A 13,437-nucleotide genomic window follows, 5' to 3' on the forward strand; every position below is an offset into this window, starting at 1 on the left:
TTAGTTATTCAACATTACCGGCATGACTAACATCAAAATGTTTTCGCCGTCTTCCAGTCCTTCCAATGGGGTAAGGATTCCGGCTCTGTTTGGCAATGACATTTCCAACAACACAGTATCTGATTCCAGATTACTCAACATCTCAATCAAAAATTTAGAGTTGAAACCAATCTGCATATCATCTCCTTGGTAATTACAAGTCAATCTTTCCTCTGCTTTATTTGAGTAATCAATGTCTTCGGCTGAAATATTCAACTCTGAACCGGTAATTTTCAATCGGATTTGATGTGTTGTTTTACTCGCAAACACAGCAACACGTCGCACAGAACTCAATAGCTGCGTACGGGAAATTTCCAGTTTATTTGGATTTTCTTTCGGAATTACCGCTTCATAATTCGGGTATTTTCCATCAATCAAACGACAAGTCAAAGTGTAATTATCAAACGAAAATCTTGCATTGGATTCGTTGAACTCTACACGAACATCTGTGTCTGTTGAAGCCAGAATATTTTTCAGAATATTAAGCGGTTTTTTCGGCATGATGAAGCTTGTTTCGGCGTCCGAAGTAATCGCTGTCTGAGAATATTTAACCAATTTGTGTGCATCTGTAGCCACGAAAATCACTCCGCTCGGCGAAAAATTAAAATACACCCCCGACATTACCGGACGTAAATCATCATTCCCTGCAGCGAAAATGGTTTTACTAACGGCTGTTGCCAACACACTCGATGGTAAAATTGTTGTGGAAGGTTCTTCCAGGGTTTCCGCTTTCGGGAATTCTTCCCCGGGAAGATATGCCAACACATATTTACCCATTTCTGAACTAATCTCAATGGTATTTTCGTCCGTCAGAACAAAAGTCAATGGCTGGTCAGGAAATGTTTTTAATGTATCCAGCAACAATCTCGCCGAAATAGCAACGCTTGCCTGGCTGGTTGATTGCACATCGTCCAGCGTGGCTGTAACGGTAGTTTCCAAATCTGAAGCGGAAATCTTTAACTGATTTTCATCTACTTCAAACAGAAAATTGTCTAAGATATGTAACGTGTGATTGGTGTTAATTACACTTCCTAACACCTGTAGTTGCTTTAATAAATACGAACTCGAAATAATAAATTTCATCTTGTTTTATAATTTATCCGATTTTTCGGTTTTGATGTACAAATATATTTTTTTAAATCCAAATATAAAAATAGTTTCCTCGTTTATTTTTGATACTTTTTTCTTCGGATTACGATGAACAATCCGGCAAATATCAGCAAAATAATCAATGGTAATCCTACGACCAGCATTTGTACCTGGCTGTAATCGCTGTAAACTTTTTCTTTGTCGAGCAATGGCAACTTAACGGTTTTGTTCCGCAAACTCATCAATCCGGAATCGTCCAGCAAGTAATTTACTGCATTGAGCATGAACTCTTTATTGCCGTATAATGTGTTTGTCCATTTATCGTAACCCAGTTCCATAGGTAATTTTTTATTGTCCAGCTGATTTTTCGCTATATCGCCATCAGCGACCACAATCATTTTGGTTGGCTGGCTTTTCGGAACAAAATCTGATTGCTTAAAAGGTAAAATCCGGTTATTATAAGTCGAAGTAAACTCGCCTTCCAACAAAACTGCCAGCGGAATATTTCCTTTATCCTGATAAAAATCGGGTTGGATTTCCTCATTCAACATCTGTAAACCAATCATTCCCGGACTACCAACCGTTGATGAATACGGCGAACTTTGCAACAATACTGTTTTCTGAATACCGTTTTTCAAAGTGTCGATACTGTTGACAAAATCAAATTTGATTCCTTCCAGGTTTTTCACTACCGGGTGCGAACTCGATGGCATCACAAACGGAGCGAATTTCCAGATAAAATTATCATAGACCGTTTCCGAACCTTCACGACCGACCGCCAGACGGATTGGTGTTCCCATTTCATCTTTGACCAAAACCGGGTTGATTCGCAAACCATATTTAAAAAACATTTCATTGAGTCCGGTTTCTTTCGGGTAAGTCAGTGCCTCGCTTTTTTGCATCAGGCTGTCCATTTCGGCTTGTACCTGGTCAATCAGCCACATTGTTTTTCCGCCATTCATGATGTATTGGTCAAGAACCTGCACGTCTGATTCAGAGAAAGTTTTGTTGGGTTTCATGACCATTGCCAACTCATATTCTTTGAGTTCCTGCAAGGTTTTATTGGGGTTTGCCTGAATGCTGTCTAACGTAAACGGAGCGATGAAATAGCTTTCCTGAAGACTCATCAGCAAATCGGCAAAATAAATATCATCGGGTGCGTCAATGCCTTTGATTATCGCGATTTTTTTAGATTTCGGCACAATCACTTTTTGCATTCCTTCTGCCAACGCATATTCTAAATATTGCACCGACGAATTGATATTTTCTTCAAGGCTAACGCTCATCACATTTCGCATTAACGGAATTATCGCATATTTTTCACCATAAGTAATTACCGCCCACGGAAAAACCATTTCCTGACTTTGTTTTCCTCTGTCATTTACCGTTACTGAAAGTGGCTTCATTCCGCTGGCATGCAAATCGGCCAGAAACTTGTCGGCATCGGGTTGGTCGTGCGGATTGGTAAATTTGAAATAGATATCAGAATTAATCGCTGAAAATTCCTCCAGAAGTTGTTGTGTTTCGGTTTGCAGTTTACGAATTTCCCCCGGAAAATTACCTTCCAGAAAAACCTCAACCAACATCGGTTCTTTTACTTCATGAATGAGTGAGCGAGTGGTTTCCGACAACGTATATCTTTTGTCTTGTGTAAAATCAAAGCGTTTGAACACCACTCCCGACAACAAGTTGATTGCTACCAAAAAAACGATAACAAGTATAAGCGAAATCTGGTTTTTTCTGTTCTTCATCATTTCCTTAAAGATTTAATTTGAAAATGAGTAATGGCAACAAAAGCTGATGACAATGTAACAAAATAGACAATATCCCGGGTGTCAATCACGCCTCGGCTGATGCTTTTGTAATGATAATTCATGCCGATTTTCTCTACCACAGATGCGACACTGAACATTTCGGACAGTTTTTCAAAACCTATAAAAAACAGAAAGCAACCGACAACAGCTATTAAAAACGCCACAATCTGATTTTCGGTCAGCGTACTGGCAAAAACACCAATGGCGGTGTAGGCTAAAATCAGGAAAATCAATCCGATATAGGACCCGAAAGTGCTACCTAAATCCATATTATTTTCCGGAAAACCATAAGGTTGCAATACGAAAATATACAATAATGTTGGTAGAATAGCTATGAGAATCAAAATCGCTGCACCTAAATATTTACCTAAAACGATTTCGAGTGCCGACACAGGTTTGGTCAGTAGCAATTCCATTGTTCCTTGTTTTTTTTCTTCGGCGAAACTCCGCATCGTTACCGCCGGAACCAAGAGTAACAAAACCCATGGGGCAAGCCGGAAAAACGGTGCTAAATCGTTGTATCTGCTTTGCAGAATATTATACTCTCCGTCAAAAATCCAGAGAAATAATCCGCATAAAATCAAAAATATTCCGATAACCAGATAACCGGTAAGCGAACCGAAAAAAGATTTGATTTCTTTGATTAATATTGCTTTCATTTGTTGGTTTAAAGTTTTATTCAGTTTTAAGGTTCAAAGTTGTTGGAGCGAATGTAAATTTTAGTTTGTAATCCACCGACAACCAACCATAAATTACTCCAAAGTTACCAATTTATCTACGCTCCAGGCTTCGGGTTTGGCGTTAAAAAACTGTTTGGTATAACTCCAAACTTCTTTGAATAAATCGGAATGGCGGTAGTTTTCCAAATCTTCTTCATTTTGCCAGATACTATAGGTAAAAAACACTGATTTATTGTTTTTATCCTGATATAATTCCAGAAAATTATTTCCTTCAAAATTTCTGATTTTGTCTTTTACTTCGTGAAAATTGGCTAAAAAATCATCAATTTTATCTTCGTGAAAACTCATTTTTACTATTCTTACAAACATATTTTATTCTTTAAATGTGATAACAAACGAATCCCGATAGGTCAACCCCAAAAGACTTTTAACCGTTCCGCCTCTTCCCGGAATTCCTTTATAAATCGACAACTGTAAATAATCGTTTTGGTTAAAAATCGAAAACAACTGTCCGTGATAATCGTTCAGCGGCTTATCTGCTGTATTAAAATCATCGTAAAAACGATTGATTCGACTGATTTTTTTCAGGCTTACCAACATTTCAAATGCCCTGCCCTGCCCTATATCTTCAAACAGTTTTCGGGAAACGTTTGTGATTGCATTTCCATAACGGTCTTCATAGACAATATGCCCTTTTATCGCATTTCCTTCCGATAAAATTTGCGGACGCAGTTCGGTAGATTGCACCATACCTTCCTTATCTATTTCTGCTCCGATTCCGGAAAAATCAGCAGCGATAATTTTTTCTATCAATCCGGAAAAATAAGCAAAAAGCGACTTTTGCCCAGTGGCTATGGTTTTGTATAACTTCGCCGGTTCATCATCGACCAGAATCAAACTCAAAGCTCCGTTGTCGGGTGCGATAAAATACTGATTTTCGTATTCCATAACCAAATAATCTGTACGTTGCGACAGCGAAGCATCAACGGCAAAGACATGAATGGTTTTATCCGGAAAGTGTTCAATCGCATTTTTCAGCACATAACTTCCCATTCCGATATTATACAAATCAATTTCATGAGATATGTCAACGATAGCAGCCTCCGGAAAACGGCTGTTCAAAACACCTTTTGCCGAAGCCACATAGAAATCGCGGAAACCATAATCGGTAGTTAATGTAATAATTGCCATGAATTTGACCTGATTTTAAACAAATTCTGAATATTTTTTATTAGCTTTGAACATACAAAACTAATTATTTTAATTAAAATTTGACGCTTTTGAACGAAAGAATAATTGAGTTGGAACAGATTACACCCAAAGATTTTTGGGGTCCACAGGATATACACCTCACTACACTGAAAAAACTTTATCCGAAACTGAAAATTGTTGCCCGCGGAAATCTGGTAAAAATATACGGCGACAGCGAAATTATGGACGCTTTTGAAGACCGTTTCGATCGGGTTGTGAAATATTTTCAGAAATACAATACCATTAATGAAAACATCATCGAAAGGCTTATTCTGGACGATGCTCCTCAAAAAGAAGCCAATTTTCACGATACGGTTTTGGTGCATGGCGTAGGCGGAAAACAGGTCAAAGCCAAAACGCCTAATCAGCAAAAACTCGTTGAATTTGTTCAGAAAAACGATATGGTTTTTGCCGTTGGTCCCGCCGGAACAGGGAAAACCTATACCAGCGTAGCTTTGGCTGTAAAAGCATTGAAAGAAAAACAAGTCAAACGGATAATTCTTACCCGCCCTGCGGTGGAAGCCGGAGAAAATTTAGGATTTCTGCCCGGAGATATGAAAGAAAAACTGGATCCGTATATGCAACCGTTGTACGATGCTTTGCGAGATATGATTCTGCCTGCAACCTTGGAAGATTACATCGCCAAAGGAATTATTCAGATTGCTCCGCTAGCATTTATGCGGGGACGAACGCTGGACAATGCTTTTGTGATTTTAGACGAAGCCCAAAATACCACCCACGCACAGATGAAAATGTTTCTGACCCGAATGGGAAAAAATGCCAAATTCATCATTACCGGCGACCCCGGACAGGTGGATTTACCCAGAAAAATTTCTTCCGGATTAAGAGAGGCGTTGAATATCCTTGCTAATGTTGAAGGTATCGGCATATTGTTCCTGGACGACAAAGATATTGTACGCCACCGATTGGTTAAGAAAATTGTAGATGCCTATAAAATTGTGGAAAACGCCAATGAATTTGCCAGTCAGATTGTCACTAAGCAATAATAAGCAACTTATTGAGTTGCCACAGATGCATAGATTAATTAGTTTTGCAAGCATGACACAGTACTTTGAAAGAAAAGATTCATTGAGATCAAAATTTACATTCAAATCATATTTAGTTTTATTATTAACGATAGTATGTCTTTATCTATTGTTTATGGTAGTTCCGACATTCTTTGGAAATTCATATTATGATAATAAGCCTTTTCCGAAAATATTTATTCTTGGACTAATAATCTTCACATTTATCTATTTAGTGTTTGGAGAATTAAGAACAAAGTATATAACTATCGAGCTTACCCAAAACAATATAGTAGTTAAACGATTTTTCGGAGCAATAATTAAAAGTTATAAAGCTTCAGAAATAGATGGTTGGAAATATTCTATGTTACCCTCAAGAGGTGGAACTTATGAATATTTATATTTTTATCAAAACAATAAAAAAAAGATTAAAATTTCAGAGTTTTACCACAAAAACTACAAGCAATTAAAAAACGAAATTCAATCTCAATATAAATATTTAGGTTATGAGGAATTTTCATATTTAGATGAATTAAAAGAAATGTTTAAATAACTACCGGCAAGATCAAATATAAAGTGGAAATTTACTGCATATCAAATCGTTAACTAACTCATCATAAAAAAACTATTACTTCGCGTGGTAAAAAATCATTCCACTTCATTAAGTCGTCCGAGTACGGCTTTTTCTTTTTCAGACAGCACCAATGTGTTGTGTTCTTTCCAATAAGGCGTGGTGTAATTTTTCCCTAATCGTTCGAGTGTAGGCTCATGGTAAATCAAATCAGGGTTAGGCTGTAGATTACCCATTTTGGTATCAACAATAACTAATTCATAATTTCCGCCAGCATAAAAACGTTCGGTTTCCCGCTCAACTGTTCCGTGGATTCTACCCATTTTATAAGACAGATAATAACGATTTCCGTCTATATTGAAAATGGTTTTCCGCACCACATTATTCGGCTTGAACCGAAAGAAAACCCTGTTTCTCATAGTCAGATTTTCTATAAAATCCGGGTGAATACTCATTTCTATATCCAGCACCAATTTCTTTTCTTCATCATATACCATTGTTCCTTTCAAAGCAACTTTTTTCGCATTCGATTCAGGTTCAAAATGCAGTATAGTAAGTGTTCTTCCGTCTGCTCCGGTTTTCTGTGTAAGACTCAAACCATATTCTTTTTCTTTGACAATCTTTCGCATCGTTGTAAACTGAAAAGCATCGGTAACCAATTCCTGCATATTTAATAAATGCAAAGTCAATGGTGAGGCCTCATAAGCCTTAAATTCTTCTGATTTGAAACGGGCAAACCGGCTTTGGTTCACAATAATATCACTTTCTTTTTTGTCTTTGTAATAAAAATCGAGCATTCCATCGCCGAAAGTATTGATTTCGTTATTAATCGTGAGCATTTCGCGGTAATAAGTGTTTAAAACCACATCGTTAGAAAACTGTTTTTGTGAATTATCCAATACTTCCAGAATAATATCTTTTATCGGTCGGTTGGGAATTAGCAATTCCTCCAGTTCATAAGCAGCTATATCCAGATAGATAGTTAAACTCTCTCTGTTTTTACTATTCAACGAAAGACTTTTTAGTTTGTAACTCAAATGAGAAAAAGTCAATTCTTTGGTATCCGGACTGACCCAAATCTGGAATTTCCCGTCAATATTAGTTACCGTACTGCTGTTGCTCCCTTTGGCAGTAATACTCACATACGGCACCGGACTGTCAGTTTCAAAATCTTTTACCACACCTTTATATAACACATTTTGTGCTACCACAAACGGCGAAACAACCAACAAAACAAAGAGTAATATTTTTTTCATTATTTTCTTATTTACAACTGATTAGTTGCCTTATAAGCCTAAATGTTACAAAAAAAGAGCCGAAATCGGCTCTTTTCTATAATTGGTCAAATTTATTATTGCATGAATAGTGGTTTATCACTCATCATTTCGGTAACTTCCTCAGCGATTTGTTCTAAAGCATCGTCATTATCGTGATTTTGAATAGCTCTGTCGATGAAATCAACGATGGTTTCCATATCATTTTCTTTCAAACCTCTGGTTGTTATTGCAGCTGTTCCCACTCTGATACCTGAAGTTACAAATGGCGATTTGTCGTCAAACGGTACCATATTCTTGTTTACAGTAATATCGGCTTTGCCCAAAGTTTTTTCCGCATCTTTTCCGGTAATGTTTTTATTTCGTAAATCAATAAGCATCATGTGATTATCTGTTCCGCCCGAAATAATATCATAGCCTCTTTTTACAAAAGCTTCTGCCATTGCCTGTGCATTTTTCTTTACTTGTAAAATGTAATGGAAAAACTCATCAGAAAGAGCTTCGCCGAAAGCTACCGCTTTGGCTGCAATAATATGCATCAAAGGACCTCCCTGATTACCCGGAAAAACAGCACTATCCAATAATGCAGACATCATTCTCAATTCGCCTTTCGGAGATTTTATTCCAAACGGATTCTCGAAGTCTTTGCCCATCATAATCATTCCGCCTCTCGGTCCGCGGAGGGTTTTGTGCGTTGTTGTCGTTACGATATGACAGTGAGGTAGTGGGTCATTCAAAATTCCTTTAGCAATCAATCCGGCAGGGTGCGAAATGTCTGCCATCAATATCGCCCCAACACTGTCGGCTATTTCCCTGAATCGTTTAAAATCCATATCTCTGGAATAGGCTGATGCTCCGGCAATGATTAACTTAGGTTGTTCTCTTTGAGCTACTTCCGCAATGTGGTCATAATCCAGCCTTCCGGTTTCTTTGTTCACGCCATAAAACACCGGATTGTATAATTTTCCGGAAAAATTTACTGGCGAACCGTGTGTAAGATGTCCTCCGTGGGATAAATCAAAACCTAAAATTTTGTCGCCGGGATTCAATACTGCCGCATAAACCGCTGTATTTGCCTGCGAGCCCGAGTGTGGCTGTACATTCACATATTCCGCCCCGAACAAAGCCTTTGCCCTGTCGATAGCGAGTTGCTCTGCGATATCAACAACTTCACAACCGCCGTAATATCTTTTATTCGGATAACCTTCGGCATATTTATTCGTCAAAACAGAACCTGCTGCCTGCATGACCTGTTCACTCACAAAGTTCTCAGAAGCAATAAGTTCCAACCCCTGAATCTGACGTTCTTTTTCGTCTGCAATTAAGTCAAAAATTTCCTTATCGTGTTGCATGGTCTAATATTTCGTTAAAATGAATTCAAATTTACGAAATTGGTTTGTTAAAATAAGTCTTTAATGATATATTTGACTAAAATAATTGTAGAACCCTTTTAAAATCAATTTTTATATGATTATTCACGCTAACAATCCGGAACTTAAATCCTGGATAGACGTAGAACCCAACAGCGATTTTCCTATTCAAAACATTCCTTTTGGTGTTTTTTTGACCAAAGATGATGTGATTACCATAGGCACACGAATCGGAAATCAGGCTATCGACCTGAGTGCATTACATCAATTAGGCTATTTTGACGGTATTGATTTACACGATGATGTGTTTTTACAAGATTCTTTGAATGATTTTATCACATTAGGTAAAAAAACATGGCGGTTGGTGCGGAACAGAATTTCAGAAATTTTCCGGCACGACAATTCCGAATTAAGAGACAACGAATCGCAGAAAGAAGTGGTTTTATTCCCGATTGAAGAAGTAGAAATGCAGTTGCCGGTTATCATCGGCGATTATACCGACTTTTATTCCAGCAGAGAACACGCTACGAATGTCGGTAAGCTATTCAGAGATCCTGAAAATGCTTTGTTACCTAACTGGTTACACATTCCGGTTGGTTATCACGGCAGAAGCTCATCAATTGTACCATCGGGTGTAGCGGTTAAACGACCTACCGGACAAACTTTGCCAAAAAGCGAAAAGCAACCTGTTTTTGGCCCTTCAAAAAGAGTAGATTTTGAGCTCGAAACCGCTTTTATTACTACAGATGCCAACAAACTCGGAGACAGAATTCCAGTCGAAGAAGCTGAGGATTACATCTTTGGAATGGTATTGCTCAACGACTGGAGTGCCAGAGATATTCAGGCATGGGAATATGTGCCGCTCGGACCGTTTCTGGCAAAAAATTTCGCTTCGTCTATCTCATGCTGGGTAGTTACTTTAGATGCTTTGGAGCCTTTCCGTTGCGAAAGTCCAAAACAAGAAAACCCTCAACCGTTGCCTTATTTGCAACAAACCGGCAATCATGCGTTTGACATTAACCTGGAGGTAATTATCCAGCCTGAAAACGGAAATGACAGCACTATTTGTGTTTCTAATTTCAAATACATGTACTGGACAATGAGTCAACAACTCGCACACCACGCTGTGAATGGTTGTAAAATCAATGCCGGAGATTTGATGGGGTCAGGAACGATTTCAGGACAAACACAAGACAGCTTTGGCTCACTACTTGAATTGACATGGGGCGGACAAAAGCCGCTAGAACTTAATAACGGAGAAAAACGAACTTTCATTGAAGATAACGACACCGTAATCATGCGTGGTTATTGCCAAAACGGAAAAGTACGAATTGGTTTTGGAGAAGTTTCTTCCAAACTACTTCCGGCTGACCCATTTGTGAAGTAATTTCGTAACCATATTTATTTTCAAAAAATCCGAAAAGGTTTAGTGATAAATCTTTTTGGATTTTTTTATTCAAATATTATCCATAAAACTATTTTACGTTTATTTTTTTGTTATTATTTGTTAAGTTAAAATATTTTTGCTACATTGTTGGCTGAAATTCAAATATTAGACATTATGAAAACAAAAAAGTACATGAGTTTAACTGTGTTTGCTATGCTATTTGTAGTTTTTGGTTGCAGCGAAGATGTTCCAACCAATGAGCAACAAGAAACAACAACCAGCTATTCAACCAAAAGTGCAAAACAAGACGAACTTGTTGAAGTAAAGAATTTTCAGAACAAACTTAAAGAAATATCCCGTTCCGGAAAACAATTAACCGATTCTGAAAAAGCCAATTTATTATTTACCGAAGCTAAAGCCTTACTCAAAGTGCATGGCTTGCCGGAGAACACGAAAATACCCGAAGACCTTACTACCGAAGAGGAAAGAACCACTTACCTCGGTTTTATTAGATTTATTGAACTTATCAAAAACAAATAAATTATGAAAAAGTTATTTTTATCTTTAGGATTAGTGTTAGGTACTATACTTAATGCTAACGCAACACAGCTTGTTATTAATAACCACTGTTATACTTATCTTTGTATCCAAATGATTCAAACCAGTACGATAAATGGCGTAAATTATGTATATGTAAACGATGTTCCTTTCGATTCATGTGAATTGTTAATTCCGGGAGGAACAGTATTTCATATCTCAGATGGGCTAACTAGTAATTTACAATTCCCTTTCTTAAATGTATGGCCTTTTGCAGGAAATGTATTACAAGGTCCTGGGCAAACATCTAATTTACCCATTGCGACCTTACCTTTACCTCCAGTAGGAAATACACCTAATAGATTCAAATTTCAATATATGAAATTCAGATTGAAAGGCGGATATGATGATGGTTTTGGTTACAATGGTAACTTGGGAGGTAATGGACCTCATTCAGAAACAGGGACTTATCACACTCCTCCTGGAGAACCTTATGAAATGTTCTATGTATGGTACAACGACATTCATTATTTTGAATTTACAGATAATTTATAAAAAAGAATCTACTATGAGGCAAACAACTTGTGCTTATAGTAGATTCTTAAAATGACACCTATTATGAAATACAACTATATATTTATTTTAACTTTTTTTTATTTAACTTCTGCTCTTTCTCAATCCTCCTACCACCACATTTGGGGTGTGAAAGAAAATAGGAAGGTAGAAAGTAATTGGATTTACGGTATATCTATATATGACGGAATTGTTTATTATATAGATAGCGGGGAAAACAATAAAATTAATGCTTTGCAGTTACCCGAATCGACAACTCAAACCTTTATTGAAATTGGCTCGCCGGAAACGACTCAAATTTATAACAAACACCGGGCTGAGGACGGAAGTTGGTATATTGGTGGGAATACCAGTGAAACAGAAAACTTTACCACCCTTGGTGCTTACCGCACCGAATTTGATTTTAACCAAATACCTACCGACCCTGTACCCAAAAATGGCTTTTTGGCCAAATACTCAGCAACCGGCGAATTACAATGGTGTACTTATATAGACTTTTTTTACGGTAGTGAGGAATACACCGGTTCAACCATTACCACTGATGCAGATAATAATGTATATTTTATTTCTTATAAAAACAATGATGAAATAATTGAAAATGCTCCTTTTCAATCTACAGCTAATCCTGAAGACTTTTTACTCGGAACCAACAAAACTTCAACACTAACAAAGTTGGATAGTAATGGAGCTTACCAATGGAGTACTTTTTTTGGTATGCACTATACAGGCATAAGAAGCATCAAAGCAACGCCCAACGGAATTATTGTTGCGGGATTTGTTATATCTACTGATTTTTTTTCAGGTGTACCAGTCACTAACTACTCTTACTTTAGTACCGAGGGGGCATACCAAATGGCTCCAAATACCAATGTAAATGGAGAATTTCTAACAAGTGGTTTTGTTAATAAATTTAACTTTGATGGTACCAGAGCTTGGGGAACTTACTACGACGAGTCTATAAGAACTGTGGAAGTGTTTGAAAATGATATATATATAATACAAGTACATGGCTCATCTTCATTAGAAAATGAAGCAACAGAAGGGGCTTTTATTGATGAGCTAATGAACACGAGCAGCTATGTTGGCTTAATTGGCAGGTTAAATAGTGACGGCTCAGAACTGTTATGGAGAACCTATCTTTTCAACAATGTTTTTAAATCGGGTACCCATTTAGATCATAGAAGAATAGCAAGTATCAACTCCGATGGCAATATCTGGCTCTTTGGTCAAACCAACAGCACCGCAAGTGTCACTACCGAAGATGCTTACCAAACAGAGAAAAACATGGTTACCGCCAATAATAATGACTCCTATCATTTACTATTGGCTAATGATGGTAGTACGGTGTTGTATTCGAGCTACTACGGCTTTGAGGGCGATGATGCTTCACTAGCTATTTTTCCGGCAGAAAATGGTTATTACTCTGTAGAGCAAACCAGTGGTAACTCCAATGCTGAGAATTTTATTACACAAGGTAATCTGCTTGAACTAGACGAAGAAGGTAGCTCAACTTATGGCGGCTTGGTTTATACCTACTTTAGTACCGAACCTGTAAGTAGCGGTACTTTCGACAAAAAGAAAATCAGTATTTATCCCAATCCTGCCGAGAATGTTTTGCACCTCACCGGAGAAATCGAAGGTTTTACTAAAATTGACATCTACGATATGCAAGGGCAACGGGTTTTTCAACAACCAATTAATACCAGCGAAATAGTTTCGGTAGATATTAATTCTTTAGTTTCAGGTGTGTATTTATTAACTATTTCTAACACAACAGACAAACAGACCTATCGAATAATGAAAAAATAAGTTAGTTAATACGAAAAG

General features: G+C 37.4%; 13 protein-coding genes. 6 read left to right on the top strand and 7 right to left on the bottom strand.

Going from position 1 to position 13,437, the window contains the following annotated elements; translation table 11 throughout:
- The 5 genes from dnaN to CDL10_RS04825 all read right to left on the bottom strand — a co-directional run bounded on the left by dnaN (position 1) and on the right by CDL10_RS04825 (position 4,813).
- Positions 1-1,122, bottom strand: coding sequence for a DNA polymerase III subunit beta (dnaN, locus tag CDL10_RS04805; RefSeq protein ID WP_100677488.1), 1,122 nt, complete (start codon positions 1,120-1,122; stop codon positions 1-3).
- Positions 1,123-1,205: 83 nt separating this feature from the next.
- A complete protein-coding gene (gldG, locus tag CDL10_RS04810; protein ID WP_243389292.1) occupies positions 1,206-2,882 on the bottom strand; it encodes a gliding motility-associated ABC transporter substrate-binding protein GldG in 1,677 nt (558 codons plus the stop codon).
- On the bottom strand, positions 2,879-3,601 hold the full coding sequence (gene gldF / locus CDL10_RS04815; RefSeq protein ID WP_100677489.1) for a gliding motility-associated ABC transporter permease subunit GldF: 723 nt from the start codon (positions 3,599-3,601) through the stop codon (positions 2,879-2,881). The genes gldG and gldF overlap by 4 nt, the downstream gene beginning before the upstream one ends.
- Positions 3,602-3,694: 93 nt before the next feature.
- The gene (locus CDL10_RS04820; protein WP_100677490.1) at positions 3,695-3,991 is read right to left on the bottom strand and encodes a putative quinol monooxygenase; all 297 of its coding nucleotides are present in this window, start codon (positions 3,989-3,991) and stop codon (positions 3,695-3,697) included.
- Positions 3,992-3,994: 3 nt separating this feature from the next.
- Positions 3,995-4,813 carry an SAM hydrolase/SAM-dependent halogenase family protein gene (locus CDL10_RS04825; protein WP_100677491.1) on the bottom strand — a complete coding sequence of 273 codons (819 nt, stop codon included), beginning with the start codon at positions 4,811-4,813 and terminating at the stop codon, positions 3,995-3,997.
- A gap of 89 nt (positions 4,814-4,902) precedes the next feature.
- On the opposite strand from CDL10_RS04825, the gene CDL10_RS04830 reads away from it, so the two are divergent.
- Both CDL10_RS04830 and CDL10_RS04835 read left to right on the top strand, forming a co-directional pair.
- Complete coding sequence (locus tag CDL10_RS04830) at positions 4,903-5,880, top strand: PhoH family protein (protein WP_100678646.1); 978 nt, start codon at positions 4,903-4,905, stop codon at positions 5,878-5,880.
- Positions 5,881-6,034: 154 nt separating this feature from the next.
- On the top strand, positions 6,035-6,451 hold the full coding sequence (locus CDL10_RS04835) for a hypothetical protein (RefSeq protein WP_133119454.1): 417 nt from the start codon (positions 6,035-6,037) through the stop codon (positions 6,449-6,451).
- A 95-nt stretch (positions 6,452-6,546) separates the two neighbouring features.
- On the opposite strand, the gene CDL10_RS04840 is transcribed toward CDL10_RS04835, so the two are convergent.
- Both CDL10_RS04840 and glyA read right to left on the bottom strand, forming a co-directional pair.
- Positions 6,547-7,725: a carboxypeptidase-like regulatory domain-containing protein gene (locus CDL10_RS04840; protein WP_100677493.1), complete on the bottom strand. Its 1,179-nt coding sequence runs from the start codon at positions 7,723-7,725 to the stop codon at positions 6,547-6,549.
- Between the two features lie 95 nt (positions 7,726-7,820).
- Positions 7,821-9,095, bottom strand: coding sequence for a serine hydroxymethyltransferase (gene glyA / locus CDL10_RS04845; protein WP_100677494.1), 1,275 nt, complete (start codon positions 9,093-9,095; stop codon positions 7,821-7,823).
- A gap of 115 nt (positions 9,096-9,210) precedes the next feature.
- Between glyA and fahA the strand changes: the two genes are divergently transcribed.
- From fahA to CDL10_RS04865, 4 genes are all read left to right on the top strand, one after another.
- The gene (gene fahA, locus CDL10_RS04850) at positions 9,211-10,500 is read left to right on the top strand and encodes a fumarylacetoacetase (RefSeq protein WP_100677495.1); all 1,290 of its coding nucleotides are present in this window, start codon (positions 9,211-9,213) and stop codon (positions 10,498-10,500) included.
- A gap of 174 nt (positions 10,501-10,674) precedes the next feature.
- Positions 10,675-11,040: a hypothetical protein gene (locus tag CDL10_RS04855; RefSeq protein WP_133119455.1), complete on the top strand. Its 366-nt coding sequence runs from the start codon at positions 10,675-10,677 to the stop codon at positions 11,038-11,040.
- A 111-nt stretch (positions 11,041-11,151) separates the two neighbouring features.
- Positions 11,152-11,592: a hypothetical protein gene (locus CDL10_RS04860; RefSeq protein WP_100677497.1), complete on the top strand. Its 441-nt coding sequence runs from the start codon at positions 11,152-11,154 to the stop codon at positions 11,590-11,592.
- A 63-nt stretch (positions 11,593-11,655) separates the two neighbouring features.
- Positions 11,656-13,419, top strand: a complete 1,764-nt coding sequence (locus CDL10_RS04865) for a T9SS type A sorting domain-containing protein (RefSeq protein ID WP_165772984.1) — start codon at positions 11,656-11,658, stop codon at positions 13,417-13,419.
- Positions 13,420-13,437: the final 18 nt, after the last annotated feature.

Origin of the sequence: Avrilella dinanensis (assembly GCF_002807015.1) — a bacterium.
In the GTDB taxonomy this organism is placed as follows: Bacteria; Bacteroidota; Bacteroidia; order Flavobacteriales; family Flavobacteriaceae; genus Flavobacterium; species Flavobacterium dinanensis.

Coding starts and splice junctions, on each gene's coding strand:
- gldG (WP_243389292.1), bottom strand. CDS start 2,882: ATGATGAAGAACAGAAAAAACCAGATTTCGCTTATACTTGTTATCGTT.
- CDL10_RS04840 (WP_100677493.1), bottom strand. CDS start 7,725: ATGAAAAAAATATTACTCTTTGTTTTGTTGGTTGTTTCGCCGTTTGTG.
- CDL10_RS04855 (WP_133119455.1), top strand. CDS start 10,675: ATGAAAACAAAAAAGTACATGAGTTTAACTGTGTTTGCTATGCTATTT.
- gldF (WP_100677489.1), bottom strand. CDS start 3,601: ATGAAAGCAATATTAATCAAAGAAATCAAATCTTTTTTCGGTTCGCTT.
- CDL10_RS04860 (WP_100677497.1), top strand. CDS start 11,152: ATGATTCAAACCAGTACGATAAATGGCGTAAATTATGTATATGTAAAC.
- CDL10_RS04865 (WP_165772984.1), top strand. CDS start 11,656: ATGAAATACAACTATATATTTATTTTAACTTTTTTTTATTTAACTTCT.
- fahA (WP_100677495.1), top strand. CDS start 9,211: ATGATTATTCACGCTAACAATCCGGAACTTAAATCCTGGATAGACGTA.
- dnaN (WP_100677488.1), bottom strand. CDS start 1,122: ATGAAATTTATTATTTCGAGTTCGTATTTATTAAAGCAACTACAGGTG.
- CDL10_RS04835 (WP_133119454.1), top strand. CDS start 6,035: ATGGTAGTTCCGACATTCTTTGGAAATTCATATTATGATAATAAGCCT.
- glyA (WP_100677494.1), bottom strand. CDS start 9,095: ATGCAACACGATAAGGAAATTTTTGACTTAATTGCAGACGAAAAAGAA.
- CDL10_RS04820 (WP_100677490.1), bottom strand. CDS start 3,991: ATGTTTGTAAGAATAGTAAAAATGAGTTTTCACGAAGATAAAATTGAT.
- CDL10_RS04825 (WP_100677491.1), bottom strand. CDS start 4,813: ATGGCAATTATTACATTAACTACCGATTATGGTTTCCGCGATTTCTAT.